A 25,886-nucleotide genomic window follows, 5' to 3' on the forward strand; every position below is an offset into this window, starting at 1 on the left:
CGACATCCTACTCCTTGTCGCCCTTGGCAGCGTCCTGTATGGCCTCGCCGGCCTTCTCGACCTGCTGTCCAGCCTTCTCCACCACCTTGTTGATTTCCTCGCCGGCCTTCTCGACCTGCTGTCCAGCCTTCGCTACCACCTTGTCGATTTCCTTTCCTGCGTGCTCTGCCGGGCCTTCGCTTTCGTGCTTCTGGCAAGCGGACAGTGCCAAGAGCAGTGCGCTCACGAGCAAAGTCGCGCGGATTGATCCACCTGCTTTCATCTCTGATATCTCCTGGTAATTCTGCTCAATCGATTGGCCCGCATCGGGAGCGACCATGAGGGTCGCGTCGCCCGCGGGATCAGGGTAACGAGCGGGCGCGAGCTATCTGCCGGGGAGGCAAGCTACCTCGCGCAGCGCATCACTTCTTGCCGACGTCGTGGCCGATCACGCCTCCGACCGGGGCGCCGCCGACGGTTCCGACGCTGCTGCCGTCCGGAAGAGTTTCTACTCCAAGGGCGCCGGCGCCGGCGTCGATGCTGGTCGCCTTGTCCTGCGCAACCATGTCCGCGCAGGCACCAAGGCCGAACAGAACAGCCGCAGCGAGGGCGCTGAACTTGACTCTGCGAATCGTTTTCATGGGCTTTCCTCTTACTCAAACAAGGTTTTTTTGGCACGTTCTTTTCGGGTCCACCAGGGCTGCGACATGCGCAACAGGCAGTTCGTTCGGCCACAGGTACGCTGCTTGCAAGTGTCGCGCGCCGCCAGGGCGCAGTCGCTGCACTCTGGCCGGCCCCGATCACTGCAGGCTAAGCAGACGCGCTTTTGCGGTCTGTCTGCCAGCGAACATAGGCGCAATCGAGGCGGGTGCCGGCTTGTGCGACGCCGCCCAGGGTTCCGGGCGACCGGCCAGCCCACCCATCAGCCAGCGAACGCAGAACGTTCTCTGTACGCTGGCGCCCATGGCGGTTGCTCAGTGGCTACAGGCGATCAGGCGAGTTCGTTGATCGCGCTCTGGATGGCGTCGTCCACGAGTTGCCGGGCAGCGGGGCCGTCGCCGAGGATGGTCTCCCACTGAAGGCGCACATAGCTCGAACGGCTGCGGCTCTTGAGCACCAGGGTCTGCCGTCCGCGGGCCTCGCCGACTGCAAAGTCGGTGGCGTAGCCGAGCAGGTCGTGCACGCCATGGCTCCACATTCCGGCCTGGACGGCCGCGATGATCGCCGCCACGCGCCGATGAAACTCGAGAGCCACTTCGGTAGTGAATTGATCCTTGTCCATGCGGGTTCCAGTGACTGATTGAGCATTGAATACAGGCGGCTGTGGGACGCGTGAGGCCGAACCACCGCTTCTCGCCATGAGCCTGCACAGGCTGCGCCGAACGCCCGGGTGCGTCTGTGCGCTGCTGCACATAGCCAATACGCAGCGTGTATAGTCAGGACACCTCGAAGCTTCAATTCCAGTGCGTCGGCAAGCTCGTCCGATCGCTGCTGGTGACGGAATGAACCGCCATGCCCTTGCCTCCCCTGATCTCTGCCACGCATGACCCGCGCCAGAACCACCTGCTCGCCGCCTTGCCGGCGGACGAGTACACACGCCTGTTTCCCCGTCTGGAACTAGTCCCGATGCCGCTCGCCGAGGCGCTCTACGAGTCCGGCATCCAGATGCGCCATGTCTATTTTCCCACCACCTCGATCGTCTCCCTGCTCTACGTCATGGAGGATGGCTCATCGGCTGAAATCGCCGTCGTCGGCAACGAGGGGATCGTCGGCGTGTCGCTGTTCATGGGCGGCGAAAGCACGTCGAGCCGGGCCGTGGTGCAGAGCGCCGGCCACGCCTACCGCTTGCAGGGCCAACTGCTGAAGGATGAGTTCTATCGCGCCGGCCCCATGCAGCGCCTGTTGCTGCGCTACACGCAGGCGCTTCTGACGCAGATGGCGCAGACGGCGGTGTGCAACCGCCATCATTCGCTCGACGAGCAATTGTGCCGCTGGCTGCTGCTCTCCCTCGACCGCCTGCCCTCGAACGAACTGGTCATGACGCAGGAACTGATCGCCAACATGCTCGGCGTGCGCCGCGAAGGCGTTACCGAAGCCGCCGGCAATCTGCAGCGGGCGGGCATGATCGTGTATCAGCGCGGGCGCATCACCATACTCGACCGGGCGGCTCTGGAGGCGCGCTGCTGCGAGTGCTACGCGGTGGTCAGGAAGGAGTTCGAGCGCCTGCTCCCCGAGGTGACTGCACGCTAGTGTTCCTTACAACAGCACGTGGCCGCGCTGCTGTGTGCGCTACCGCCCGGACGGTCGTCGAGTTTCGCTGCACACTCTGCGCAATGAAGTTCTCATCCGGGCGAAACGGTTCGCTCCTGGTCCGCATCGGACACCGGGATAGCAGCACCTCTCCGGTTGCCGGTTTCTTCTTTGCATCGTGAGGAGCGACGTGCCAACACCGGTCCCTGCCGCCGCCAATCGACTCATCGAGGCCCTGCCGCACAAAGACCGGCGGCGTCTTCTGGCCGCTTGCGAGCCGGTCGAACTGACCTTTGCCGACGTTCTCGCCGAACCCGGTGAACGCATTCGCCACGTCTTCTTTCCCACGACGAGCTACATTTCGCTGATCACGCCGATCGACGGCTGCGCCAGCCTGGAGGTGGGTCTGGTCGGCGACGAAGGCATGCTCGGGATCTCGCTCATCCTCGGCGTGGAGATTTCGCCGCTCAGCGCGCTGGTACAGGGCGCAGGCCTTGCGCTGCGCATGAACGCCGCGCCGTTTCGTCGCGAACTCGCTTTCAGTCCGGCGCTGCAGGGAATACTCAAGCGCTACCTGCATGTGGTGATGGGCCAACTCGCGCAATCCGCCGCCTGCGCCCGCTTTCATGTCGTTGAAGCGCGTCTCGCCCGTTGCCTCCTGATGACGCAGGACCGGGCGCAGTCGAATGCCTTTCATGGCACACACGAATTTCTGGCCTCGATGCTGGGAGTGCGTCGGGTCGGTGTGACGAAGGCCGCGACCGCACTGCAAAAACGCAAACTGATCGGCTACAGCCGCGGGAATATCAGAATCCTCGACCGCGGCGGCCTGGAAGCCGCTTCCTGCGGCTGCTACGAGGCCGACAACGCCACCTACGCGCGAGGGATGGCTTAGCCGGCATCCTGACCCCGGGCTGCACGCGGGTCGCGCACGGAATCGCCCTGGCGAGGCAAGCGGCAACTCGCCGCGGGACTGCCGACTATGTGCCCCAGCAGACAGACAGCGAAAGAACTTGGCAGTACGGTAAACCATCCGAGTCAGCCGGCCGGCGATGTCCGCAGGATGGCTGTCCGGACCGCCCGCAATCGCGCCCGGGGAAGCCAAGTCATGAGTCGTACTCGAGCGGGCGCGAAGAACCGGTAACAGCACGTTCAGGAAAGAGGTAATACCATGGAAAAGACGCAAAGAATCACCTTCGGTGCAGTTGCCATAGCCATACTGTTCGCCCTCGGTGGTTGCTCGGGCATGTCGACGCAGGGCGAGAACACCGCCGTTGGCGCTGGCGTCGGTGCCGTTGGCGGTGCCGTCCTTACGGGCGGCAGTGTGCTCGGAACAGTCGGCGGCGCAGCCGTTGGCGGCGTCGTCGGCCACGAAGTCAGCAAATGACGATCGACCTGCCATACGCCGTCCCTGCCGGGCCGGCGCACATCACTGGCTCATTGTCGTCGGCCCGCCACGACCTTGCGCCGTGGGTCACACCCGTGACAGCAACTGCAGTGTTGCCACGCTGTATGGAACAAATAGCTCCCGCCTACCCCGAGGGTTTCGCGCCGCTGTCAGGCTTGCCGAAAGTCTCATCAGGAATGTAGAGTCGAGATGTGGCGCGGTAGCCGTAGGTCTGACTTGTCTGTTTCCGCCTCTTTCGTCTGGCGGTGCCCAAGTAGTCAGGCCATAGTCCCGTTTCCACATCCCGCTCATCGAACCGGACAGGCGGATTTCCCGCATCCGGCTCTCGGACAAGACATCACGCTTTCGCCCACGGAAGGTCATGGGTTCTTGCTGGCAGATTGATCAGCCCCAACTGCTCGTGGAGATGCCGATCGGAGTAGCGCCTTTTCCCATTGCCAGGAACCTTGTGTTTCTTGCACAACCACCGGCGGAGCCGTTGTGTGGCGTGGGTGTTGATCGCCCGATAGGCCGGGCTGACAGGACCCAGGCAGAAGTAATTCGCCCAGCCAGTCAGTTTCCGATTGAGGCGTCCCACGACAACCTCGGCATCCAGGAGGATTCGGCGACGGTCGGTTTCCTGAGTGATGCTTTCCACCATTCGTTTGATGCTCTTCGTCGAGGGCCGGGTGCCGATATAGGCTCTCCCATTCTCGTGGCTGTAGCACCGCCCGAAGGTGTATCCCAGGAAGTCAAACCGCGCTTGCGGTATTTGACACAAATGTGTCTTGTCGTCGTTCACCGTCAGCTTCAGTGTCTCCATCATGCCTCGCATCGCGTCCATGGCATCCTCTGCCCGGCCTTTGCAGCAGATGACGAAGTCGTCCGCATAATTGACGATTTGCGCCGACCAGCGACGCGCATACCCCAACGTCTTCCATCCGAGGATGAAGCGCCGCATGTACAGATTCGACAGCAGCGGTGAAATCGGGGCCCCTTGCGGGGTGCCGCGCCCGGTGTCCCGGTTGGACGTGCTCCGTTGCCGGTGACCGTGTCCATCGTCTTCTTCCACAGGTGCTTCCAGCCATTGCTTGATGAGGTGCAGAACGTGCCGATCGACAATCCGACGGACGACGCTCTTCATCAGCTCAAGGTGCGGAATGCTATCGAAATAGCCGGATAGATCCGCGTCTATCACTTGCCGGTGTCCCGTGTTCAATAGACGATGAACCGCTGTTACCGCATCCTGCGCCCCGCGCTCTGCCCGGTAGGCGTACTGCTCCGGCTGCAGATCGGCTTCAAAAATAGGTTCCAGCACGAGCATGGCCGCCGTTTGTACGACTCGGTCGGTGATCGTCGGTATCCCCAAGGGGCGCAGTTTGCCGTTCGGCTTGGGAATCCAGACCCGCTTGACCGCTTCCGGTCGGTAGTCCTTCTTCTTCAGCCGTTCCGCCAGTTCCCCAAGCCAGCGTTCTTCTCCATACGCTTCGATGTCTTCAAAACGCACTCCGTCCACCCCGGCTGCGCCCTTGTTGGCTTTGCAGCTTCGGTAGGCATGATCGAGTACGTCTGGTCGATGGACCTTGTCGTACAGGAGGTAGAACCGGTACCCGGGTTCTTCCTTCGCTTTGGCATGTAACGCCATCTGCAGTTTCTGAACGCTTATTGGAGTTTGCAGGTTGCCCAATCTCCTGTCCCTTTCCGCTTCTTGCGTTGGTCTTGAACTGAGGCCCCTTTCCTCCATCGGCATTACCCGACTTCAACGGTACTACGGGCCTCTCCGCCACCCCACCTCGCCCGACCTGTCCCTCACGGGCGTCCGGTTGGTCTTGCACTTGACCACGTGATGGGGCTTCCCGTGTTGCGTCTGCCTTCCTCTTCCACACATGCCGTCACCAATACCCCGGCGGAACCACAGACTGCGTTTCGCTCGCGTTCATCTGTGACAACGGCCTTCCCCGTAGCTACGCCGGGTCGGCTTCCGCATTCAGTGTTTTCGGGGCCTGCTCAGTGTTCACACTCATTACGGCCTGCGTGGTCGCCAAGTCCCTTACAGGACCCTCTACACCAGAGGCTTCAGCCGCTTCGTTACCTCCACGACTGCTCCAGTTGCTACCGGCCGGAGCGAAAGTTGCCGGGCGGGATTCGCACCCGCTGAAAGACAGCGCCTTAGCACGGCGCACGCAGCACTACAACTAGATGGTCCACCAGGAGAGCGCAGCAATGAACCTCGGAAAAACTGTCAGCACGGCCTTGCTCATCGGCGTCAGTGCCTTGCTGCTGACCTTGCCTGCCTGCCAGAAACAGGAAGGCCCGGCAGAGAAGGCTGGCAAGGAAATGGACAAAGCGGTCGAGAAGGTCGGCCAGCAGATCGAAAAAGCGGGTGAGAGCGTCCAGGACGCCGCCAAGGACGCCAAGAAATAGACGTCGCTACCAGGGCCGACCTCGCTGAGCTATCCGCATGACGGCATCGAGGTCTCCAGCGTGATCCGGAAACCGGAGAGTGGAAAGCTGCAAGCGCGATTCATCGCGCCAGGGCCAGCGGGCGCAACCCGTCAGCCAGCCCTCGCGAACGCTTGCTCAGCTCTGCGGACAGGTTCCGGTGACAGCAGCGCTCAGCGACAGGTCGCGCCGCTCGACAAACTTGAGCAGCAGCAACAATAACGTACCAACGGCCATCACTGCGGCCGCCAGGTGCAGACCAGCGGCGTAGCTGCCGAGGCTGCCGGCGAGCCAGCCGGTGACCGCCGGTGCGATGATCTGCGCGGCCCCGTAGGAAAGCGTCATCTTGCCCATCATCTTAGCCGGGCGCGTCGGATAGTAGCGCCCGGCCATGGTCAACACCAGGCTCACCATGCCGATGAAGGTGCCGCCAAAGAGCAAGGCCCCGGCCAGCGCCGCCGCCAGGCCGTCGCCCATCACCGGCAGGAGAATGCCGACGATCTGCAACACGGCGGCGAGGATCAGCGCGTTCAACTCGCCGGTCCGCCGGGCGATCAGGTCCCAGACGATGCACGCCGGCGCAGCCGCCGCACCGAGTGCCAGGAAGACCAGCGTGCCGCGTCCGGCCAGACCGGGCAGGTGGTCGATGATGGCGACGATGAAGGTCGCGCTGACCACGTAGCCGAAGCCGGCGCAGAAATAGGCAGCCATCAGCAGGCGCATGAAAGCCGCGCTCGGCGGATTGTCGAGCATCTGCTGCCCGCCCTTGGTAACCGTGCTGCGGTCGGGTGCCGGCAGCCAGCGCAGCGCCGGGATGAGCAGCAGACTGCCGATCAGCGTAAATACGAACCACTGTTCGCGCCAGTCCAGCCAATGACTCATCAGCGCCACCGCCGCCGCACAGCCGGCAATTCCCAGGCCGATCCCCGAAAAGTGAATACCGAGTTCGCTGCGATGATTGTGCCGAATCAGCCAGTTGAGGATCAGCCCCGTGCCGAGCAGCATGCCGGCGGCGCTGCTCAGGCCGGCGACGAAACGCGACAGCGCCCAGATGGTCACGTCGGTGGTCAGGCCCATGAGCGCGGTGCTGAGCACGGCGACGACCAGGCCGATCCGGTAGAGGCGATCCTTGAGCACCAGGTCGCTGATCAGTGAAGCCACCACGGCGCCGCTCAGGTAACCGGCGTAGTTGATCGCCGCCAGCCAGGCGGCCGCCCCGACGCCCAGTCCCGCCTGTTGCTGCATCAGCGGCAGCAGTGGCGTATAGGCGAAACGGGCGACGCCTAGGACCAGCATCAGGCTGCAGATACCGGCGCCCAGCACACGAAAACGTTCCAGGCGTTCTTTCTGCTCGTTCATGTCCAGACGTCCTTTTGAGTTGATGGCCAAACGATAACTGCTATAAACTATCTCCACAAATGAATAGTCTAGATTAGTCAATTCTGTAATGGAGATATGTCGATGGAGCTGATCGCACTGCGCACCTTCGCCGCCGTCGTCGATGAAGGCGGCGTTCTGGCCGCCTCACGCAAGCTGAACACCGTCCAGTCCAACGTCACCAGCCGCATCCGCCGGCTCGAGGAAGAACTGGGCGCGGCGCTCTTCTTCCGCAGCGGGCGTGGCGTGGCGCTGGCTCCCGCCGGCCGGGTGCTGCTCGATTACGCGCGCCGCATGCTGCACCTCGAACGCGAGAGCGGCGCCGCCGTTCGTCTGGTCGGCGACGGTGTCGGCGAACTGCGCATTGGCAGCATGGAGACCTTCGCCGCGCTGCATCTGCCGCTGGCCCTGAAGGCCGTCCGTGCCAGGCATCCCCGCCTCGAACTGCGCATCGAGACCGACACCAGCGCAACGCTGGTCAACAAGGTGCTGACCCACAAGCTCGATTGCGCCATCGTCGCCGGTCCGATCGAACACCCGGATCTGCGCTTCGATGAACTGGTCATCGAGGAACTGGTGCTCGTTCATGCTGCCGACACCGATCCGCGGTTGCAGCCGCTGATCCTCTTCCGCGAAGGCTGCGCCTATCGCACACGCGCCCTCGCCTGGCAGCGCGCCAGCGGCCACGCCGTCGCCGAGGCCATGGAGTTCGGAACGCTGGACGGGATTCTCGGTTGTGTTTCCGTCGGCCTGGGATGGACCCTGATGCCGCGGCGGGTCGTCGAGCAATCGGCGCACACCGCCGATCTGGTCGTGCAGACGCTGCCCGAAGAAATCAGCCAGGTGCCCACCGGCATGATCTACCTTGCCGAAGCGCCGCCGATGGCGGCGCTGCAGACGCTTGGCGAGGCTGTCGCCAGCGCGACCACATAGCGACCCCGGTGTGGTGCTGCATCCTTGATGGGGTCAGCTCACGAAAGGTGAATATACCGAACGCGACGCGCCTACTTTGCGACGTTTGCAATTGGCCAAGCTCGTCGAAAGCGTCTCTATTGCGCGCTGCGGCAGCGATTACTGCTCGCGATCTGCGCCGGAGCGTCACCTCTTGACGACCCACAAGAAACACTCGGCGGCACGTGGATCGGGCGACCGCTGCCCTTCCAGAGGCGGTCGCTCAAGCGGTCGGCTCATAGAACCGAATCAAATTGCGACCTGCCTCCTTGGCTTGATACATCGCCTTGTCCGCCCACTTGAGGATGTCATCCCGGCTGGCGTCACGCTTGCTGAACAACGCCACGCCGATGCTCGCGGTGCATTGATGCTCGACGGTATTTTCCGCTGTTCCCTTTTGCCGCACTTGAAGCACGAAAGGCTTGTCCAGCGCGGCGCGGATTTTTTCCGCAATCACGCCGGCTTGGGCAGTGGATTCTGCATTTTCCACACTCAGCTCACTGAGCATCACCACGAACTCATCGCCGCCGAAGCGGGCCACGGTGTCAATCTCGCGTACACAACGTTTCAGCCGATCCGCCGCCTCCATCAGCAGCAAATCGCCAACTTCATGCCCGCGCGTGTCATTGAGCGACTTGAAGTTATCCAGGTCGATGAACATCAGCGCGGAGTAACGACCACTACGCTGGCTTGCGGCCATCGTCTGACCCAGTCGGTCGTTTAACAGGCGGCGATTGGGCAGCCGCGTTAATGAGTCATACAGTGCCAGATTGAGAATTTCCGCCTGTACCTGTTTGTGTTCCGTAATATCGCGCGCTGCCGCGAATACCCCCTGCAGCCTCCTGTCCAGGTCGTAAAGGGTGGCCGCGTTGTAGGACACCACTGTTTCCTTCCCGCTCCTGTCGCGTGCGGTGAGCTCATAATTGGTGACCTTCTTTTTAAGCAGCACCAGCTTGATGCCCGCCTCGGCCCGCTTCGGATCAGTGAAATGGCTTTTGAACGGCGCCCCGATCAACTCGTCGCGGGTGCAACCGGTAAGCGCCTCCATCTGCTTGTTGACGTCGGTGATGACCCCTGACGGATCGGTGATCATCAGTGCGTCGATATTGGACTCGAACAGGGAGCGCGTGTAGAACTGATGGTCACGCAGACGTTGACCGAGCAGTTGTTGTTCGGCCTCGATCTCCTTTCGGGCGGTATTGTCAGTGCCGACCAGAAGGTAGCCGATGATCTCGTTTTGATCATCGCGAAGGGCTGTTACCGAAACGACCGCCGCGAAACGGCTGCCGTCCTTGCGGATGTAGGTCAGTTCATAGATGTCCTCGATGCCACGCGAGGCTTTGAACACCAGGGCCTCGAAGCCCGGCGTAATCGGCGTATCAAGTTCAAGGCTCAACGCTTCTGCGCGCGCGATGACTTCCTGCGGATCGGAAATGTCGGCTGGCGTGATGTTGTTCACCACGTCAGCGGCTGCGTAGCCCAGCATGCGTTCGGCGCCAACGTTGAAGATTTGAATGACGCCTTTCGCGTCCGTTGCAATAATCGAGAAATTGGCGCTGTTGAAAATTGCGTTCTGCAGGGCGCCGGCCTTGAGCAGTGCCTCCTGGTGCCACGGTTCCATGACGCCGCTCAGGCCATCTGAAACATCGGTTTTCGGCGTCACCTGATCCGCATGCGAGCTCATTGGAATACCTTCTTCCGATAGCGTTGGACGGCAAAGTTTTTCACCGCTCCGTCTTCCCTGGAACCTCGCAGTATTGGCTTCCTTGCGCTGGCGTTCTGTGCGCCAAGACACGTAGGTCGCCTTCGCACGCAGCTGAGATGGGTCGGACGAATGGCCGTTCAAAAGGGAATGAACGGTCAATTCCCCGTGGGTAACGGCCAAGACGCTGGATCAGCACTCACACCGACCCCGCTCTGGCGGGGCTGATTCTGCGCTCATCCCCCTGCATCTGCGTTGAGGCCGGAATCCATTGATGGAGCGTCGGCACCGACGGCCAAGGCTTTCGGCCACGTCGCGAGGGGGCACACCGGGCTACCAGCCATGCCCCCTCGTGGGCCCTCAAGCGTTTTTCAGAGGCGCTGAATGGAGACGACTCAACTGTGCAGTTCGTCCCGATCGCGGAAGTACGCCAGCGCTTCCGGGTTGGCCAGTGCCTCGACGTTCTTCACCGGCCGGCCATGGACGACGTGGCGCACGGCCAGTTCGACGATCTTGCCGCTCTTGGTGCGCGGAATGTCGGCGACCTGCAGCACCTTCGCCGGCACGTGCCGCGGCGTGGTGTTCTGGCGCACCTGCTGCTTGATGCGTTCGATCAGCGCGTCGTCGAGGCTGATTCCCTCGCGCAGCTTGACGAACAGCACGACGCGCACGTCGTGCTGCCACTCCTGGCCGATGACCAGCGACTCGACGACTTCCGGCAATTGCTCGACCTGGCGATAGATCTCGGCGGTGCCGATACGCACGCCGCCGGGGTTGAGGACGGCGTCGGAGCGGCCGTAGATGATCATCCCTTCGTGGGCCGTCAGTTCGACGAAGTCGCCGTGGCACCAGATGTTCGCGAAGCGGTCGAAGTACGCGCCGTGGTACTTGGCGCCGTCGGGGTCGTTCCAGAAACCGACCGGCATGGCCGGGAACGGCGCGGTGCAGACCAGCTCGCCGCGCTCGCCACGGCCGGCAGGAATCGGCTGGCCGTCGTCGTCGAAGACGTCGACCGCCATTCCCAGGCCGCGGCATTGCAGTTCGCCGCGGAAAACGGGGAGGATCGGGCAGCCGAGCGCGAAGCAGGAGAGGATGTCGGTGCCGCCGGAAATCGACGCCAGCAGCAGGTCGGTCCTGATATCGCCATAGACGTAGTCGAAGCTTTCCGGGGCCAGCGGGCTGCCGGTCGAGAACATCGCCCGCAACGCCTCCAGCCGGTGCGTCGCGCGCGGCTTCAGCCCGGTCTTGGCAAGCGCGTCGATGAACTTGGCGGAGGTGCCGAAGTGCGTCATCCGCTCGGCGTCGGCGTAGTCGAAGAGGATCGTTCCGGCCTTGCCCGAAGCACCGGCGATGAACGGCGAACCGTCGTAGAGGAGCAGCGTCGCCTGCGAGGCGAGGCCCGATACCAGCCAGTTCCACATCATCCAGCCGCAGGTGGTGAAGTAGAACAGGCGGTCGCCGGGCTTCACGTCGCCGTGCAGCTGGTGTTCCTTGAGATGTTGCACGAGCGCGCCGCCGTGGCAGTGCACGATGCACTTGGGAACGCCGGTGGTTCCCGAGGAAAACATGATGAACAGCGGGTGCTCGAAAGGCAGTGGCACGAAGTCGATCTCGCCGGCCTGGCAGGGTGCGATGAAGTCGGCGTAGCGCTGGCCGTGGCGGATCGCCGCCACGTCCGGGGCAGCGTCGAGGTAGGAAACGACGACGCAGCGCTCGACGGTCGGCATCTCTGCGGCGATCTGCGCGTTCCTGGCCATGCAGTCGACGCGTTTGCCGTTGTACCAGTAGCCGTCGACGCAGAGCAGCACCTTGGGCTCGATCTGGCCGAAGCGGTCGAGCACGCCCTGGACCCCGAAGTCGGGCGACGCCGACGACCAAATGGCGCCCAGCGAAGCCGTGGCCAGCATGGCGATCAGCGCCTCGGGCATGTTCGGCAGGTAGGCAGCGACGCGATCGCCGCGGCCGACGCCGACGGCTTGCAGCGCCTGCGCGCACCGCGATACCTGCGCGTACAGCTCGGCATTCGAGAGACGCCGCCTGACCTGGTCTTCGCCCCAGAAGACCAGCGCGTCGGAGTCATCCCGTCGGCGCAGCAGATTCCGTGCGTAGTTGAGGCGGGCTTGCGGGAACCAGCGCGCGCCGGGCATGCGATCGCCGTCTTCGAGAACCGTCTCGCCGCGCTCGCCGAGGGCTCCGCATTCGTCCCAGACAGAGGTCCAGAATGCTTCGGGATTGGCCACCGACCAGCGCCAGAGGCTGGGGTAGTCGCTGCAGGCAGCGTTCCAGCGCGCATTGACGGCGGCCATGAAAGCGCTGAGCCTGGCGCTGGCGATACGTTCGGCGCCTGGGCGCCAGAGAGCCTGCTGATCCATCACCCCTCCTCCTTGCTGCGACCGGAAAATGCGTTTACGACAGCTGCGCCCGCCACTCGTCCGGAATCGGCGCCGACTTGCCGCTGGCCACGTCCATCCAGACGATTTTTGCGTCGCCTGTGGCGTAGAGTGTTTCATTGCCTTGCAGGCGGATCTCGTAATGCGTCTGCACGCTGCTGCGCCCCGGATGACCACAGAACATGCGTATTTCGAGCATTCCGGGGTAGTTCAGCGGCACCAGGAAGGTGCACGCGGCGTTGATGATCACCGGTGCCGTCCCCCGCGGCAGCACCTTGAAGCCCAGCGTTTCGAGATACTCGACGCGGCACTGCTCCATGTAGCGGAAATAGACGGTGTTGTTGACGTGTCCGTAGGCGTCCATGTCGCCCCAGCGAATGGACATCAGGCTGGTCTGGACGAGCTTGCGTTGGCTTGTTGGCATTGCGTTTCCTGTGGTCGGTCGATACCCGGCGGCTGATGATCGGGCGCGCCGACGATGTGCCATCGCCGGCGCGTGCGCAAGGCGGTCAGCCAGCCGGCCGCCCGCCTTCCTCGCAGAAGCTGCTCAGAACATGTCTTCCGGCAGCGCCATCACGCCGACGGCACCGTCGGTGATGCTGCTCGCCAGGCCGCCGGCACGCGACAGGAGGTGGTCGGCGTAGAAACGCGCGGTGACCACCTTTGCCGCGTAGAAGGGATCGGCGTCGCCGCCGTCTATCCTGCGCTGGGCGATCAGGGCCGCGCGCGCCATTTGCCAACCACCGGCGACGATGCCGAGCAAGGTCAGGAACGGCACGGAACCGGCCGAGGCGGCGCGAACGTCATCACGATAGGTGGCGACGACCCAGTCGCCGGCTTCGGCCAGCGCGTCGATACCCGCCGTCAGGCGCTTGCGAATGGCGACAAGATGACTGCCTGCCTGGCCGGCCAGCTCGGCGTCAAGGGCACGCATGGTGGCAATCAGCGCCTGCAGCGTGGCCCCCCCCTCGCGCGCGATCTTGCGGCCGATCACGTCGTTGGCCTGAATGGCGGTGGTGCCTTCGTAGATCGTCGAGATCTGCGCGTCGCGCAGGTGCTGCGCGGCGCCGGTTTCCTCGACGTAACCCATGCCGCCATGGACCTGAATGCCCATCGAGGCCATAGTCACCCCGCTCTCGGTGCTCCAGCCCTTGACCACCCCGATCATCAGGTCGACGAAGGCCTGGTTGCGCTTGCGTTCGTCGGCGTCGGGATGGTGAACGGCGGCGTCGTGCGCCGCGGCGACGACGTAGGCCAGGGCCCGTGTCGCTTCGGCGTGCGCGCGCATGGTCATCAACATGCGGCGCACATCCGGATGGACGATGATCGGCACCTTCGGGCCGCCGCGTACGCCGACGTCGGTGCACTGGACACGGTCGCGGGCGTAGTCGCGCGCCCGTTGATACGACCGTTCGCAAGCGGCGACGCCTTCGAGGCCGACGCCGAAGCGCGCGGCGTTCATCATGATGAACATGTACTCGAGACCGCGATTCTCCTCGCCGACCAGGTAGCCGACGGCGCCACTATGGTCGCCGAAAGCCATGATCGCCGTCGGGCTGGCGTGAATGCCGAGCTTGTGTTCGATCGATACGCAATAGGCGTCGTTGCGTTCGCCGAGGCTGCCGTCGTCGTTGACCATGAACTTCGGCACGACGAAGAGCGAAATGCCCTTGACGCCTTCGGGCGCAGTCGGCGTTCGCGCCAGCACCAGATGGACGATGTTCTCGGCCATGTCGTGGTCGCCGTAGGTGATGAAGATCTTCTGCCCGAAGACCTTGTAGCTGCCGTCGGCCTGCGGCTCGGCGCGGGTGCGCACGGCGGCCAGGTCGGAGCCGGCGTTGGGCTCGGTGAGATTCATCGTCCCGGTCCACACGCCGCTGACCATCTTCTCCAGATAGTCCTTCTTCAGCTTCTCGGAGCCGGTGAGCACCAGCGCCTCGATGGCCCCGTTGGTGAGCAGCGGGCAAAGGGAAAACGAGTGATTGGCCGACTTCCACATCTCGGCGACCGCCGCCGCCACCAACTTGGGCAGGCCCTGGCCACCCCACTCCGGCTCGCAGGCCAGCGCCGTCCAGCCGCTGTCGGCGAAGAGCTTGTACGCCTGCTTGAAACCGGCCGGCATGGTCACCGCCTTGTTGTGCCACCTGGCGCCTTCGAGGTCACCCGGGATATTGAGCGGTGACAGCACTTCCTCGGCAAACCGGGCAGCCTCCTCGAGAACGGCGTCGACGAGATCAGGCGTTGCTTCTTCGCAGCCAGGCAGCTGCGCCACCTGTTCGAGCCCGGCGAGTTCCTTGAGCACGAACTGCATATCGCGGATGGGGGCCATGTATTCACTCATTTCATTCTCCTTTGACTTGCGAGGGCAACGATCATCAGCGTCATGACCGTCTTGGGGGGGGTACTATTCAAGCGGGCAGGGGCTTTCGCGCGCTGCCCTGAACTCCAACAAAAAGCCGTTTTCTTCGCCCACCGGCACGCAGCCGCTTCGCCGCACTTCGACTCACTCGCGCGTCCCCCACGGCGCCATGCTCGCCGACGCTGCGGCCTCCCTGGCCGTCCGCGACGGTGTGGCCCGGTTCCCGCCGTGCTCGCTGGCCGTCTGGCGCGACGGAGCGCGTCTTTGCCGGGCGGCACGCCGACGGCGGACGAACCACCCGCCGGCCAACAAGCCGAGTCCAGCCAGGGCAGCGTACAAGGTCCAAGCCTCGACGCCCGCTGCCGCTTCCGGTGGCCGCTGGCCAGGCGTCGCCGGCGCTGCGGCGGTCGGTGCAGACTTCGCCGCGGGACGCCTTGGCGGCGACGCGCCCGCTTCAGCTGCGAGGCGGGCCTCCACCCTCTTCAGCTCGGCAAGATCCGCCTCCAGCCAGACCAGCTTTTCGGTCAGCGCCTGTGGCGCGTGATCCCGGTCGCCGAGCATCTGCAGCGTCCTCCGTTGAAGTCGCAGCAGGTCGCGACCGAGCTCGCTGGTCGAAGCGCGTCCCGCCGGCACGGACAATTCCTCGCTCAGGCGCAAAGTCAGGCCTGCGTCAGCCGGCGCCTTCCGCCCCAGCGCCGGGCTCTGTTCCAGCGCTTCACGGCCATCGGCACCCGCAGCCAGCAGGATCAGTGCCGCCACCGCCGCGGCGTTCAGGCCGCGGCAGTCCCAGGGGCAGCGCTTTCTGCCGACGCTCAGCATGGCGCAGCCGTAGCGCGTGCGGTGCGATCGGGAAAGCGTGTCAGACGGCAATTCATTTTCGTCCGAGGAACTGCGCATCGTCGAAATCGGCGAGGAGTTCCGGTCTGAAAACGGCAAACAGCGTGGCCATCATTCCCGACAGCCAGGCCTCGGAAAAACCGAGCAGCAGAAAATACGGCAGATACTCGCCAGCCAGGTAATCAGCCTCGTAAGTCCCGCTGAGCACCAGCAGCGCGCACGCGCTCAGACCAACCGCGATCAGCGCCAACGCCGAGGCAAAGAAGCCCTTGCAGAAGATGTAGACAAACATATGGCGCGGCAGCAGGCGATCGACCAGACGATGCAGCCCATGACTCACCGCGACACCGACGCCGGCCATCAGGAGGGCGTTGACGGCAAAGGACTGCCAGCCGGAAAAACCGTTCAGCCCGACCCCGACCAGCACCAGGCAGAGACCGACGAAGGCCAGCGCCCAGCCGAAGCACAGGGTGAACACCGTTGCCCCGAGCAGGTGCAGCGAGAGACCGGGCTTGACCCCGGCCTGCAGGTGCCAGAGGACGATAAGGGCAACGATCGTCGCCAGGAAGGCGTTCAGGCGTGCGCTGTCGGCCAGCACCCGCCATGGCGCCCGCCGCAGGGCAACGAGCGCAACCCAGACGAAAAGGAGCCAGGAGAGCAGAATCCAGCTGCCGCCCAGCAGGCCGTCCGGCAGGTTCACGCTGCCCGCCGCCCGCCTTTGCTCAGCCGAGTTCGGCGAGCAACGCCGGAAGGACCTCGAAGAGGTCGCCGACCAGACCGTAATCGGCGACCTGGAAGATCGGCGCCTCGGCGTCCTTGTTGATGGCCACGATCACCTTGCTGTCCTTCATCCCGGCCAGATGCTGAATCGCACCCGAGATGCCGACGGCGATATAGAGCTGCGGCGCGACGATCTTGCCGGTCTGGCCGACCTGGTAGTCGTTGGGAACGAAGCCGGCATCGACCGCCGCGCGCGAGGCCCCCAGCGCGGCGCCCAGCCTGTCGGCCAGAGGCTCGAGCAGCCGATGGAAATTGTCGCCGTTGCCCATGCCACGGCCGCCCGAGACGATGATCTTGGCGGCGGTGAGTTCGGGCCGCTCGGACTTGGTCAACTCGCGATTGACCAACTTGCTCTGCCCGAGGTCAGCAGCGGCCGCCAGGTTTTCCACGGCGGCGCTGCCCCCCTCGCCCGCTGCTTCGAAGGCGGTCGCACGCACGGTGATCACCTTGATGGCGTCGCTCGACTGCACGGTGGCCAGGACGTTGCCGGCGTAGATCGGGCGGACGAAGGTATCCGGCGTCTCGACGGTGACGATCTCGGAGATTTGCGCCACGTCGAGCAACGCGGCAACGCGGGGCATGAAGTTCTTGCCGACCGTCGTTGCGGCAGCGACGATGTGACCATAGGCGGCCGCATTGGCGACCACCAGCGCGGCGAGATTCTCGGGCGACTGGTCTGCGTACTGCGCAGCGTCGGCAAGCAGGACCTTGCCCACACCGGCGATCTTTGCCGCCGCGTCCGCCGCCGGCGCGCAGGCGCTGCCGGCAACCAGCAGATGAACGTCAGCACCGATCTTGCTCGCCGCGGTCACCGCGTTGAGCGTCGCCGGCTTGATCGAGGAATTGTCGTGTTCAGCAATGACGAGTATGGCCATGATCAGATCACCTTCGCTTCAGTCTTGAGTTTCATCACCAGGTCAGCGGCGTCAGCCACCTTGATGCCCGCACTGCGCTTCGGCGGTTCGGCGACCTTGAGGGTTTTCAGACGCGGCGTGACGTCGACGCCCAGCGCTTCCGGATTGGTCGTTTCGAGCGGCTTGCGCTTGGCCTTCATGATGTTCGGCAGCGTCGCGTAGCGCGGCTCGTTCAGGCGCAGGTCGGCGGTCAACACTGCCGGCAGGGCAATCTCGATGGTTTCCAGACCGCCGTCGATCTCGCGGGTGACCGTCGCCTGCTCACCGGCAACGACGATCTTCGAGGCGAAAGTCGCCTGCGGCCAGTTCATCATGCCGGCCAGCATCTGTCCGGTCTGGTTGGCGTCGTCGTCGATCGCCTGCTTGCCGCAGAGAACGATCTGCGGCTGCTCCTTCTCGCACAGCGCCTTGAGCAGCTTGGCGACGGCGAGCGGCTGCAGCTCGACATCGGTCTGGATCAGGATGCCGCGATCGGCGCCAATGGCCATCGCCGTACGCAGGGTTTCCTGGCAGTTGGTCACGCCGGCCGAAACGGCGACCACTTCGCTGGCGATCCCGGCTTCCTTGAGACGCACGGCCTCTTCAATGGCAATCTCGTCGAAGGGGTTCATCGACATCTTGACGTTGGCCAGATCAACGTTGCTGCCGTCGGCCTTGACGCGCACTTTGACGTTGTAATCCACCACTCGTTTGACTGGAACGAGAATCTTCAAAACCTTCTCCTTTATCACTTCAAGGTAATCGACATCAAACGCAGCCGAAACAGCCCGCGGATGACAGCATCGACGGTTGACCGGACAACAAGCCATACTCTGTCGTATGGATGGCGTACGGTACCGTATGGCGAAACGGCTGTCAATACCGGCGACGACGACAGAGCAACGCTAGCCAGCAATATTGCCTCACTTGAGCCATTCATGAAAGCCCCGCTTCGCAGCATGGTCACAGTGGGTCGATCGGGCCGTCAGCGTTTGACATTGCCGAACGCTGACCGGACAATACGCCATACCCTGTCGTATGGATGATGTGCGCCAGCCTGTGCGGGGCCGCGGCCAGCGGCCCGGGTAGGGGAAGGTAACCAGTCGCGCTGGCGCGCCGCACGAGACCAGAGAAGGAAGCAGACAGCGATGAAAGCCGACAAGAGCAGCGCCCGCGTAACGCTCGACCGCAACGAATGGATCGAAGCGGCCATTGACGTTCTCGCCGAACAGGGCGTACAGGGTATGCGCATCGAAGTCCTGGCCAAGAACTTTGGGGTCACCAAAGGCAGTTTCTACTGGCACTTCAAGGACCGCCAGGATCTGGTCGACGGTGTCCTCCAAACCTGGCGCGACGGGCGCATCCGCGACATCGACAAGCAGACCGGAGCCAGCCCCGGCCGCGAACGCGAACAGCTGCTGCATCTGATCGACGTCTATGGCGCGACGCGCAACCGCAAGGGAATCTCGATCGAGCTGGCGGTTCGCGAATGGGCCCGACGCGACGCCCAGGCGGCCGCCATCGTCGAGGAAGTCGACAGCTGGCGGCTGCAATGCACCCGCCAGCTGTTTGTCCGCCGCGGCGTCTCCGACGAAGAGGCAAAGAGCCGCAGCCTGCTGCTCTACGCCTACGTCTTCGGGCAGAGCCTGATGGCCTGCGAGCGCTACGATCCGGCGGTCGGCGAGCTCAAGCGCTGGATCGCCGAACTGATCGTCAAGGAGTAAGCAGGCGCAGCACATAGATGGTGGTTTCCGTAGGTTCATAGCGCATCTCGTCTTGCCCCACGAGAATCCGGCGCACCTCGCGCGGCTCGAACTCATCAATCCGTTCGCCGATGCGTGGGTTGGCCAGCAAGGTGTCACCTTGAGCCATCCACCAACCGGTCGTCAAAGCCAGCCCCTTAAATGCGTCGGGATAGAGCTGCTCCACACCGCTGCCGTGGTCGCCCTGTCCGTAAGCGGTAACTACGCGGCGTCAGGCCCTACGTGCCGAGGCGGTACAAAGGCGTGCGAAGTGGATCGGCAGCGAAGAGCTGCTTCCAGAGACGAGGCGTGAGTTCCCGGACGCGCTCTGCCGGATGCTGGCCGACGCGCTGTAGCACATCGACCAGATAGTCGTACGGGTCGATCTGGTGCAATCGACAGGTGGCGATCAGGCTGTGGATGATCCCCACCTGCCTGGCGCCCAGTTCGGTCCAACAGAACAGCCAATTGCGGCGCCCCATCGGGATCACGCGCAAGGCACGCTCAAGGTGGTTGGTATCGATCGGCACGTCCGGGTCGGTGAGGAAGACCTCCAGTCCGTATCGTCGGTCGCGCGCATAGGCAAGCGCCTTGGTCAGCGGATTGCTGGGGAGCAGTCCTTGGGCCGCGAAGCGTTCGCCGATCCAGGCGAAGAAGCGCTCGACGATCGGCTTGGCATGCGCCAGGCGATAGTCCCGCTTGCCGGCGCCAGAGAGCTTCTCTTCCCGGATGGATTCTTCCACTTGATAGAGCGCACCGATCAGTTCCAGCGCCTGGCCCGCCGCTTCCGGCTCGACGGTTTGTGCCTCGAAGAAGTTGCGGCGGGTATGCGTCCAGCACTGGGCATGGGTGATCCCGGTCCTGGTCGCATAGTGCGCATAGGCGTGGTAGCCATCCGACAACAAGACCGCCCGCTCGGCGGGCGTCAGTCCCAGCGCCGCCTCGACGTGTTTGATCTCCCGGCTCGGGAAGAACGGGAAACAGATTTCGTCCAGTTCGCCATAGACTGGCCAGAAGAAGGCTTTCTTCAGCTTGCCCGGTCCCGCCTGTCCGGCCTTGATCGGCGTCTCGTCCATGGCCTTGACGCGTGACTCGCGAATCGAGGCGAACTGGGCCTCGTAGATCGGTTCGAGCAGGGCGATGCCCTGTTGCGCGATCTGTGTCAGCCAGGGCCGACTGACCGTGATCCCGGCGTCGGCGAGGCGCTGGTGCTGGCGATACAGCGGCAGGTGGTAGGCAAACTTGTCGAGCAGCAAGCCGGCAACGAAGCTCACGTCGGCCCGGCTGCCGTCGATCACCCCGGCCGGTGCGGCAGCGCAGACGAGCGCTTCGCTGGCCTTGATCTTGACCACCGGCCGCCGATACTTGATCACCACGTAGCTTCCCGGCCGTTGCGCCAGGCGATAGCTTTCCTTGTGGCTGATCACCTCATAGTCTTCCGGACCCAAGCCGTCGGTTTCCGGAGCATGGAGCTCGATCACTTCGACCGGCACCCGCGTCTCGTCGAAGAAAGGAACCGCCTCGTCATCCCGGGTCCGGGTTGCCGGCTTGCGGGTGTGGGCGGCCACCGGCTGGCCTGGGGGCGCTGGTAGCGTCGGCTGGGTGAGCAACTCGCCGAAAGTCATCTGGCCATTCGGCCCGGTCTCGATGCGTCGTTCGCTCTTCTGCCCGAAGAGCTGGCGCTTGAACCAGTCGAGTTGCTGTTTGAGGGCGGTGACTTCCTGGCGCAGGGCGCCGATCAGTTCGACGATCTGTTGCGGGGTCAGTGCGGCCGCCTCGTCGAGGCTTGGGAAAGGGATCGCAAGCGCCGGATTCATGCCGCTATTATACCGCGAGAGTCGTCTTCAAGACGCTGTTTAACATACATTTTATGTACATTTCTTGCTGTTTTTCGGGTGCTGATAACGCTTCTTGAAGCGCTTGGGCTCGATGCCTTCCAGGAGTAGTTTCAGGCCGGTCCAGTCGATTTCCCGGGTGCTCACCTTCGACCAGTCGGAGACGAAGCGACCGGCTTCGAGGCGCTTGGCCCACAAGCAGAAACCCGTGCGATCCCAGTAGAGGACCTTCACCTGCGTGGCGCGGCGGTTGAAGAAGGCAAACAGCTGTCCGCTCAAGGGGTCCTGACCGAGCGCGTGGCGAGTCAGTGCGTACAGGCCGTCGAAGGAGTTGCGCAGGTCGACGGGGCGGCCATAAACATGTACCCGGATCTGGCCTTCGGGGAAGAACATCAGCCGCGCACCAGGTGTAGCTGCAGGCCGCCGCCGAGATCCAGGGTCAGCTCGATACGTCCCGACCGCCCGGTTTCGCTTTGCAGCGGGCCGACATCGACGAAGCCTGTCGACGCCGAGTTGACCAAGGCGTCGCATCGGCCCATCGGCGCGCCCAGTCGGCTGCGCCACCGGTAGAAGCTGGTATCGCTGATGCCTTCGCGATTGCAGAAGGCCTCCACCGCCAAACCGCTGCCAAAAAATCGCGACAGCACCTGCCGCCACTCGTCCGCGCTACGCCGTGCCCGCCGGCTCTCTTGATTCGTTGCCATCTTGACCTCCTCATCTTCTCGCGTGTCAATGAGGAAATTGTCGACGCCAGCGCCGCGCCTGGGAAGAACGCCGCAGAGTTACCGGTTACGTCGAGATGTCGGCCACGACGGACCGCGACGGCTTGAGGATCGCGACCAATGGTCTGACTCTGGCGACCGAGATCGAAACCAAGGACCATGGCATCTTAAGCGTCCGCGGCATGATCGAGCGGGGCTTTACCGGCAAACAGCGCTGCCAGACGCCGTTTCGGGAGTCCAGCAGCTACGCCGCTTTTTATAGCGTCAATGCCGCTGGCAGGCCCTTCGTCTATGACGTCGGCACCAATACCACCCACTGGCTCAATGACTTCGAGGCTGAGGATGCCAAGCTCATCAAAGCGGATGGCGTGTTCGGCAAGGTGCTCCAGGCGGTCAAGGAAGACGGCGCAGCTGCGCTTGAAGACGCTGCGATCGAGGCACTGGCAGCCATCAAGCAAGCCAGTCCTTCCGAGTACCAGCGCAAGCGGGCAGTGCTCAAGCAGGCAAACCGCCAGGTTTCGGTGACGGCGGTCGATAGTGCGGTTAAGTCGAAACTGATGGCAGCCGGCTCCGCGCAGACGCACCACGGATACGCCACCTGCGTGTTAGTTGACTTAACGGAAAACGAGTGGCCACCAGTTGGTTGGCAAAGGGATTTGTATGTGGTGAATCTCGAGAGCTCAATATGGGAACGCAAGCCCGTCGAGGCTTTGATTCACCTCGTCGCCGAAAGGCATGATGGCAAAGCCTTCTGCTCCCGCAGCTCTGAGTACCGCTCGGTTGCCTTGCATGCCATTTCACTTGCTACTGATGACTCGTTTTTTTCGGAGGGCCCTACAGGTCTCGCTTGCCCGGGCGGGTTTTACCAGATTTCTGGTAAGGAGATAAAAACCGAGCGGTTGACGCCGGACCACCGGCAGCGCGTGATGCTCTCGTTCGATCCCAAGGCGATGCCGACGCCCATGTTCGATAAGTTCCTGCACGAAACGTTCGAGTCCAAGAATGAGGGTGAGGAACAGCAGCAACTCGCACTCGTGCAGGAAATTGCCGGCGGCATCATGTTCGGCATCACACCCCGGTACCAAGTCGCTGTTCTGTTTTACGAGCCGTTCGGTCGCGCCGGCAAGGGGACCGCTGAAAGGCTGTTCAGAGCATTGGTGCCGAAAGAATTCGTAACGGCGATATCGCCTTTCAACTGGGATGACGATTATCACGTCGCGGCGCTATCTGGTAAGCGCCTGAATGTCGTCGGTGAACTATCCGACAGTAGACCGATTCCGGCGTCGGATTTCAAGACGGTTATTGGCGGCGATCTAATTACTGGACGTCATCCAACCGAGAGACCTGTCAGCTTCACGAACGATGCCACGCACCTGTTCATGTCGAATCATATGATAACCACCAAGGATCAGAGCGAGGCCTTCTTCGCACGTTGGAAGATAGTTGAGTTCCCGAACAGTCGCCTGCGTTCAGGGCTGCCGCTGGATGAGAATTTGGCTCAACGAATTATCGATAACGAACTCCCCGGGATCGCATATTGGGCGATGGAAGGCGCGGCCAGATTATTGCGGAACGGGAAATTCTCGGCATCCACCGCTCACGATCGTCTGATGGCCAAGTGGCGACGCAGTACGAATTCGCTGGAGGAGTTCATCCACGAATGCTGTGATATTTTGCGGGATAGTGCCTACAGACGGTCGAAGCTTTACGAAGATTACACTAAATGGTGTTCAGAGAATGGCCGAAAGCCGTTTTCTAAGAGCCGTGTCAAGGAGCTGCTGGAGCATAACATTGGGATGGGTATCCGCCTCACGGAACTGAATGGTTATGAGACCTTCCGTGGTATCAAGCCGAAGTTGACGCCTGAGACCGCTAAAAACTCTGGATCGTACGGTCCGCAGTTTTTTGCCAGTTCGGACGATTCTGCGCCGCCTTTGCCCGATGCAGCACCGTCGGATCAGGCTGACGACGACGGGAAGGAGACCTTCTAACGGGATCAGGGAAAAGTGGGTTTTTCGGCCGGGGGCTGACCTCGCGCCGGGAAGCGACTGTCCGTCCGGAGTCCTCTCGCGAGGGCCGAGGGCGGGCAGTCGAATTTCCCGATTTTCCCACTCTCGATTTTCGCGGTCGGGAAAAGTGGGTTTTTCCGTCACCGGGGGTCTCTCCACTGGGAATGTCTATCGTCCCAAGTGAAGTGGTTGCCGATCCCCAGTCCCTCTCGCGAAGGCCGAAGGCGGGGCATCCAATTTCCCGATTTTCCCACTCTCGGTTTTCGGGGTCGGGAAAAGTGGGTTTTTTGGTCGCCGGGGGGGTCTCCACCGGGAATGCCTATCGTCCCGAGTGAAGTGGTTGCCGATCCCAGAGTCCCCTCGCAGAGACTGAGGGTGAGGTGCCGAGTTTCCCACTTTTCCCACTCTTGTTTTTTCGGGATCGGGAAAAGTGGGTTTTTTCAACCGCGGACTCGCCTCCACCGGGAATGCCTATCCGTCGCCCAAGTCCTCTCCCAGGGGCCCGATGGGGGCGAGTCGAATTTCCCGATTTTCCCACTACCTCGATTTTCGGGAGTGGGAAAAGTGGGTTTTTGGCCGGGGCGCGGCCCTTTCGCCGGGGACGACTCCCGGACCCGGGTTCCCAAGTCCTCTCCCAAGGGGCCGACGGGGGCGCGTCGAATTTCCCGATTTTCCCACTTTCGCCGGATCGGGGCGCTGGACGGCCCTGCTTTTCCTGATCACCGCATCGCCATTTCCGTAGCACACCCCTTTCCATTCTCAATCTTGGAGGCTTCACCATGCCCGTCGTAAAACTCACCCCGAGCTTCATCGCTCACCAACTGCTCTGCCCGGAAGGAAAATCCCGCATCGAGATGTGCTGCGCTGAAACACCCGGCCTGTACATCGAAGTGCGCGCCACCAGCCAGGGGCAGGGCACCTATTACCTGCGCTATAAGGATGTCAATGGCAAGACCTGTCACCAGAAAGTAGGCCGCACGATCGACCTTTCGCTCACCGAGGCACGCAAGCAGGCGAAGTCACTCAGGGCAGAAATCGCTCTCGGTGCCGACCCTCGCGGGCAGGCCAAGGCGCAGAAGGAAGTCCTGACCTTCGCCGAGTTCTTCGAGGGGCATTACCTTCCCTACGTCACGCCGCGGAAACGCAGCTGGCTACGGGACGATGAGCTCTATCGCCTGCGCATCAAGGAAGTGTTCGGCAGCAAGCGCCTGAACCAGATCACCCGCCAGCAGCTGCAGACGTTCCATACCGCGCTGCTGGAAAAGGGACTGGCGCATGCCACCTGCGACCATCACCTGAAGCTCCTGAAGCACGCTTTCAACCTGGCCATCGACTGGGGGCTGACCGACAGTAACCCGGCGGTGCGCGTGCCAATGTTTAATCGCGATAATAAGGTCGAGCACTACCTGGACGGCGATCAGCTCGAACGATTGCTGTCCGTGCTGCGTGACGATCCGAATCGCGCGGTCTGCGGGATCGCCCTGTTTCTGCTATCGACGGGCTGCCGCTTGAACGAGGCACTCTCGGCGACGTGGGAGCAGGTGAATCTTCAGAATCGTGTCTGGCGAATCCCGGCCTTGAATTCGAAGTCCAAGCGTATCCGCTCGGTGCCTCTGAATGATACGGCGATCGGAATTCTGTCCCGGCTCGACACGGTGGGCGGGGACGGCTATCTGTTCATCAACACGCAGACGGGAAAGCCCTACACGACCATCATGAAGGTCTGGTCGCGGTTACGCAGCAAGGCCGGGTTACCGCAGCTGCGCATTCATGACCTGCGTCACCAGTTCGCCTCGTTTCTGGTGAATAGCGGCAGGACGCTGTACGAGGTGCAGAGCATCCTGGGCCACAGTGATGCGAAGGTGACGCAGCGGTACGCGCATCTGTCGTCGAGATCGTTACAGGACGCCGCGAATACGGCTTCGGTGATGATTCAGGGGGGCGGCGGCGTGGGCGGCGGCGTGACCGGAGGGTAGGCGGTGGCGGTGTGAACGGCGGGTAGGTGGAGGGGCCCCGGGCGCGAGTTGGTCCCGAGTGGGGGCCGCGCGGGTCCGGGGCGGGGTAATCGCGGCGCCGGGATCACCGCCCCGTTTCGGTGGCCCGGTCGCGTGTTCTGGGGCCGGGGTTTGGCGCGGGGGCGGGGGCGGTCGCGCAGCGAGGAGGGCTGTTGGCGGTTGCTGCGGGAGGTTTGACTCGCCCGAGGCTAAGAAGCAGCGTTCCGAACGTAACCG

Annotated in this window: 25 protein-coding genes; 8 read left to right on the forward strand and 17 right to left on the reverse strand. The window is 63.0% G+C overall.

Annotated features, from left to right (window positions below; translation table 11 throughout):
• Nucleotides 1-7 precede the first annotated feature (7 nt).
• The 3 genes from QZ634_RS04935 to QZ634_RS04945 form a co-directional block, all read right to left on the reverse strand.
• Nucleotides 8-319, reverse strand: a complete 312-nt coding sequence (locus QZ634_RS04935) for a hypothetical protein (protein WP_291986068.1) — start codon at nt 317-319, stop codon at nt 8-10.
• 82 nt (nt 320-401) lie between these two features.
• Nucleotides 402-620 (reverse strand): osmotically-inducible lipoprotein OsmB, encoded by a 219-nt coding sequence (locus QZ634_RS04940; RefSeq protein WP_291986070.1) that lies wholly within the window; start codon nt 618-620, stop codon nt 402-404.
• Nucleotides 621-970: 350 nt separating this feature from the next.
• Nucleotides 971-1,261 (reverse strand): hypothetical protein, encoded by a 291-nt coding sequence (locus QZ634_RS04945; RefSeq protein WP_291986072.1) that lies wholly within the window; start codon nt 1,259-1,261, stop codon nt 971-973.
• A gap of 230 nt (nt 1,262-1,491) precedes the next feature.
• On the opposite strand from QZ634_RS04945, the gene QZ634_RS04950 reads away from it, so the two are divergent.
• The 3 genes from QZ634_RS04950 (at nt 1,492) to QZ634_RS04960 (ending at nt 3,616) form a co-directional block, all read left to right on the forward strand.
• A complete protein-coding gene (locus QZ634_RS04950; RefSeq protein WP_291986074.1) occupies nt 1,492-2,229 on the forward strand; it encodes a Crp/Fnr family transcriptional regulator in 738 nt (245 codons plus the stop codon).
• A gap of 190 nt (nt 2,230-2,419) precedes the next feature.
• Complete coding sequence (locus QZ634_RS04955) at nt 2,420-3,124, forward strand: Crp/Fnr family transcriptional regulator (protein ID WP_291986076.1); 705 nt, start codon at nt 2,420-2,422, stop codon at nt 3,122-3,124.
• Between the two features lie 276 nt (nt 3,125-3,400).
• The gene (locus tag QZ634_RS04960; RefSeq protein ID WP_291986078.1) at nt 3,401-3,616 is read left to right on the forward strand and encodes a glycine zipper 2TM domain-containing protein; all 216 of its coding nucleotides are present in this window, start codon (nt 3,401-3,403) and stop codon (nt 3,614-3,616) included.
• Between the two features lie 358 nt (nt 3,617-3,974).
• Here QZ634_RS04960 and ltrA read toward each other — a convergent pair whose 3' ends face one another.
• Nucleotides 3,975-5,261, reverse strand: a complete 1,287-nt coding sequence (gene ltrA / locus QZ634_RS04965; RefSeq protein ID WP_291988016.1) for a group II intron reverse transcriptase/maturase — start codon at nt 5,259-5,261, stop codon at nt 3,975-3,977.
• A 578-nt stretch (nt 5,262-5,839) separates the two neighbouring features.
• Here ltrA and QZ634_RS04970 point away from each other — a divergent pair.
• Nucleotides 5,840-6,040: a hypothetical protein gene (locus QZ634_RS04970; protein ID WP_291986080.1), complete on the forward strand. Its 201-nt coding sequence runs from the start codon at nt 5,840-5,842 to the stop codon at nt 6,038-6,040.
• 156 nt (nt 6,041-6,196) lie between these two features.
• Here QZ634_RS04970 and QZ634_RS04975 read toward each other — a convergent pair whose 3' ends face one another.
• Nucleotides 6,197-7,417, reverse strand: coding sequence for a YbfB/YjiJ family MFS transporter (locus QZ634_RS04975; protein WP_291986082.1), 1,221 nt, complete (start codon nt 7,415-7,417; stop codon nt 6,197-6,199).
• A 102-nt stretch (nt 7,418-7,519) separates the two neighbouring features.
• On the opposite strand from QZ634_RS04975, the gene QZ634_RS04980 reads away from it, so the two are divergent.
• On the forward strand, nt 7,520-8,368 hold the full coding sequence (locus QZ634_RS04980) for a LysR substrate-binding domain-containing protein (RefSeq protein ID WP_291986085.1): 849 nt from the start codon (nt 7,520-7,522) through the stop codon (nt 8,366-8,368).
• Between the two features lie 241 nt (nt 8,369-8,609).
• On the opposite strand, the gene QZ634_RS04985 is transcribed toward QZ634_RS04980, so the two are convergent.
• From QZ634_RS04985 to QZ634_RS05020, 8 genes are all read right to left on the reverse strand, one after another.
• Nucleotides 8,610-10,007, reverse strand: a complete 1,398-nt coding sequence (locus QZ634_RS04985) for a sensor domain-containing diguanylate cyclase (protein WP_291988018.1) — start codon at nt 10,005-10,007, stop codon at nt 8,610-8,612.
• 476 nt (nt 10,008-10,483) lie between these two features.
• On the reverse strand, nt 10,484-12,460 hold the full coding sequence (locus QZ634_RS04990) for an acetoacetate--CoA ligase (protein ID WP_291986087.1): 1,977 nt from the start codon (nt 12,458-12,460) through the stop codon (nt 10,484-10,486).
• 34 nt (nt 12,461-12,494) lie between these two features.
• Nucleotides 12,495-12,902, reverse strand: a complete 408-nt coding sequence (locus QZ634_RS04995; protein ID WP_291986089.1) for a thioesterase family protein — start codon at nt 12,900-12,902, stop codon at nt 12,495-12,497.
• Nucleotides 12,903-13,025: 123 nt separating this feature from the next.
• Entirely contained in the window at nt 13,026-14,819 is a 1,794-nt protein-coding gene (locus tag QZ634_RS05000; RefSeq protein WP_291986090.1) for an acyl-CoA dehydrogenase C-terminal domain-containing protein, read from the reverse strand.
• Nucleotides 14,820-14,981: 162 nt separating this feature from the next.
• Nucleotides 14,982-15,707, reverse strand: coding sequence for a hypothetical protein (locus tag QZ634_RS05005; protein ID WP_291986092.1), 726 nt, complete (start codon nt 15,705-15,707; stop codon nt 14,982-14,984).
• A 1-nt stretch (nt 15,708) separates the two neighbouring features.
• Entirely contained in the window at nt 15,709-16,374 is a 666-nt protein-coding gene (locus QZ634_RS05010) for an energy-coupling factor ABC transporter permease (protein ID WP_291986094.1), read from the reverse strand.
• A 22-nt stretch (nt 16,375-16,396) separates the two neighbouring features.
• On the reverse strand, nt 16,397-17,329 hold the full coding sequence (locus tag QZ634_RS05015) for an FAD-binding protein (RefSeq protein WP_291986096.1): 933 nt from the start codon (nt 17,327-17,329) through the stop codon (nt 16,397-16,399).
• A gap of 2 nt (nt 17,330-17,331) precedes the next feature.
• Nucleotides 17,332-18,081 (reverse strand): electron transfer flavoprotein subunit beta/FixA family protein, encoded by a 750-nt coding sequence (locus QZ634_RS05020; RefSeq protein WP_291986098.1) that lies wholly within the window; start codon nt 18,079-18,081, stop codon nt 17,332-17,334.
• A gap of 414 nt (nt 18,082-18,495) precedes the next feature.
• On the opposite strand from QZ634_RS05020, the gene QZ634_RS05025 reads away from it, so the two are divergent.
• Nucleotides 18,496-19,071, forward strand: a complete 576-nt coding sequence (locus tag QZ634_RS05025) for a TetR/AcrR family transcriptional regulator (protein ID WP_291986100.1) — start codon at nt 18,496-18,498, stop codon at nt 19,069-19,071.
• On the opposite strand, the gene QZ634_RS05030 is transcribed toward QZ634_RS05025, so the two are convergent.
• From QZ634_RS05030 to QZ634_RS05045, 4 genes are read right to left on the reverse strand one after another with little or no spacing between them, the layout of a single operon-like run.
• On the reverse strand, nt 19,061-19,276 hold the full coding sequence (locus tag QZ634_RS05030) for a hypothetical protein (RefSeq protein ID WP_291988109.1): 216 nt from the start codon (nt 19,274-19,276) through the stop codon (nt 19,061-19,063). The two genes, QZ634_RS05025 and QZ634_RS05030, sit on opposite strands and share 11 nt — an antisense overlap.
• A 52-nt stretch (nt 19,277-19,328) precedes the next feature.
• Complete coding sequence (locus QZ634_RS05035; protein WP_291985086.1) at nt 19,329-20,906, reverse strand: IS66 family transposase; 1,578 nt, start codon at nt 20,904-20,906, stop codon at nt 19,329-19,331.
• A gap of 51 nt (nt 20,907-20,957) precedes the next feature.
• A complete protein-coding gene (tnpB, locus tag QZ634_RS05040) occupies nt 20,958-21,317 on the reverse strand; it encodes an IS66 family insertion sequence element accessory protein TnpB (RefSeq protein ID WP_291985084.1) in 360 nt (119 codons plus the stop codon).
• A complete protein-coding gene (locus QZ634_RS05045) occupies nt 21,317-21,628 on the reverse strand; it encodes an IS66 family insertion sequence element accessory protein TnpB (protein ID WP_291985082.1) in 312 nt (103 codons plus the stop codon). The genes tnpB and QZ634_RS05045 overlap by 1 nt, the downstream gene beginning before the upstream one ends.
• Nucleotides 21,629-21,723: 95 nt before the next feature.
• On the opposite strand from QZ634_RS05045, the gene QZ634_RS05050 reads away from it, so the two are divergent.
• Both QZ634_RS05050 and QZ634_RS05055 read left to right on the forward strand, forming a co-directional pair.
• Nucleotides 21,724-23,637, forward strand: a complete 1,914-nt coding sequence (locus tag QZ634_RS05050) for a phage/plasmid primase, P4 family (protein ID WP_291985674.1) — start codon at nt 21,724-21,726, stop codon at nt 23,635-23,637.
• 797 nt (nt 23,638-24,434) lie between these two features.
• Nucleotides 24,435-25,631, forward strand: a complete 1,197-nt coding sequence (locus tag QZ634_RS05055) for a site-specific integrase (RefSeq protein WP_291985676.1) — start codon at nt 24,435-24,437, stop codon at nt 25,629-25,631.
• Nucleotides 25,632-25,886: the final 255 nt, after the last annotated feature.

Source organism: Candidatus Accumulibacter sp. ACC007 (assembly GCF_907163205.1).
In the GTDB taxonomy this organism is placed as follows: domain Bacteria; phylum Pseudomonadota; class Gammaproteobacteria; order Burkholderiales; family Rhodocyclaceae; genus Accumulibacter; species Accumulibacter regalis.

Bases quoted from the DNA above. Each gene is read 5' to 3' on its own strand.
- QZ634_RS05000 (WP_291986090.1), bottom strand. From the start codon at position 14,819: ATGAGTGAATACATGGCCCCCATCCGCGATATGCAGTTCGTGCTCAAG.
- QZ634_RS05045 (WP_291985082.1), bottom strand. From the start codon at position 21,628: ATGGCAACGAATCAAGAGAGCCGGCGGGCACGGCGTAGCGCGGACGAG.
- QZ634_RS04975 (WP_291986082.1), bottom strand. From the start codon at position 7,417: ATGAACGAGCAGAAAGAACGCCTGGAACGTTTTCGTGTGCTGGGCGCC.
- QZ634_RS04985 (WP_291988018.1), bottom strand. From the start codon at position 10,007: ATGGAACCGTGGCACCAGGAGGCACTGCTCAAGGCCGGCGCCCTGCAG.
- QZ634_RS05050 (WP_291985674.1), top strand. From the start codon at position 21,724: ATGTCGGCCACGACGGACCGCGACGGCTTGAGGATCGCGACCAATGGT.
- QZ634_RS04980 (WP_291986085.1), top strand. From the start codon at position 7,520: ATGGAGCTGATCGCACTGCGCACCTTCGCCGCCGTCGTCGATGAAGGC.
- QZ634_RS05055 (WP_291985676.1), top strand. From the start codon at position 24,435: ATGCCCGTCGTAAAACTCACCCCGAGCTTCATCGCTCACCAACTGCTC.
- QZ634_RS04945 (WP_291986072.1), bottom strand. From the start codon at position 1,261: ATGGACAAGGATCAATTCACTACCGAAGTGGCTCTCGAGTTTCATCGG.
- QZ634_RS05035 (WP_291985086.1), bottom strand. From the start codon at position 20,906: ATGAATCCGGCGCTTGCGATCCCTTTCCCAAGCCTCGACGAGGCGGCC.
- QZ634_RS04995 (WP_291986089.1), bottom strand. From the start codon at position 12,902: ATGCCAACAAGCCAACGCAAGCTCGTCCAGACCAGCCTGATGTCCATT.
- QZ634_RS04970 (WP_291986080.1), top strand. From the start codon at position 5,840: ATGAACCTCGGAAAAACTGTCAGCACGGCCTTGCTCATCGGCGTCAGT.
- ltrA (WP_291988016.1), bottom strand. From the start codon at position 5,261: ATGGCGTTACATGCCAAAGCGAAGGAAGAACCCGGGTACCGGTTCTAC.
- QZ634_RS04950 (WP_291986074.1), top strand. From the start codon at position 1,492: ATGCCCTTGCCTCCCCTGATCTCTGCCACGCATGACCCGCGCCAGAAC.
- QZ634_RS05015 (WP_291986096.1), bottom strand. From the start codon at position 17,329: ATGGCCATACTCGTCATTGCTGAACACGACAATTCCTCGATCAAGCCG.
- QZ634_RS04960 (WP_291986078.1), top strand. From the start codon at position 3,401: ATGGAAAAGACGCAAAGAATCACCTTCGGTGCAGTTGCCATAGCCATA.
- QZ634_RS04935 (WP_291986068.1), bottom strand. From the start codon at position 319: ATGGTCGCTCCCGATGCGGGCCAATCGATTGAGCAGAATTACCAGGAG.
- QZ634_RS05025 (WP_291986100.1), top strand. From the start codon at position 18,496: ATGAAAGCCGACAAGAGCAGCGCCCGCGTAACGCTCGACCGCAACGAA.
- QZ634_RS04940 (WP_291986070.1), bottom strand. From the start codon at position 620: ATGAAAACGATTCGCAGAGTCAAGTTCAGCGCCCTCGCTGCGGCTGTT.
- tnpB (WP_291985084.1), bottom strand. From the start codon at position 21,317: ATGTTCTTCCCCGAAGGCCAGATCCGGGTACATGTTTATGGCCGCCCC.
- QZ634_RS04990 (WP_291986087.1), bottom strand. From the start codon at position 12,460: ATGGATCAGCAGGCTCTCTGGCGCCCAGGCGCCGAACGTATCGCCAGC.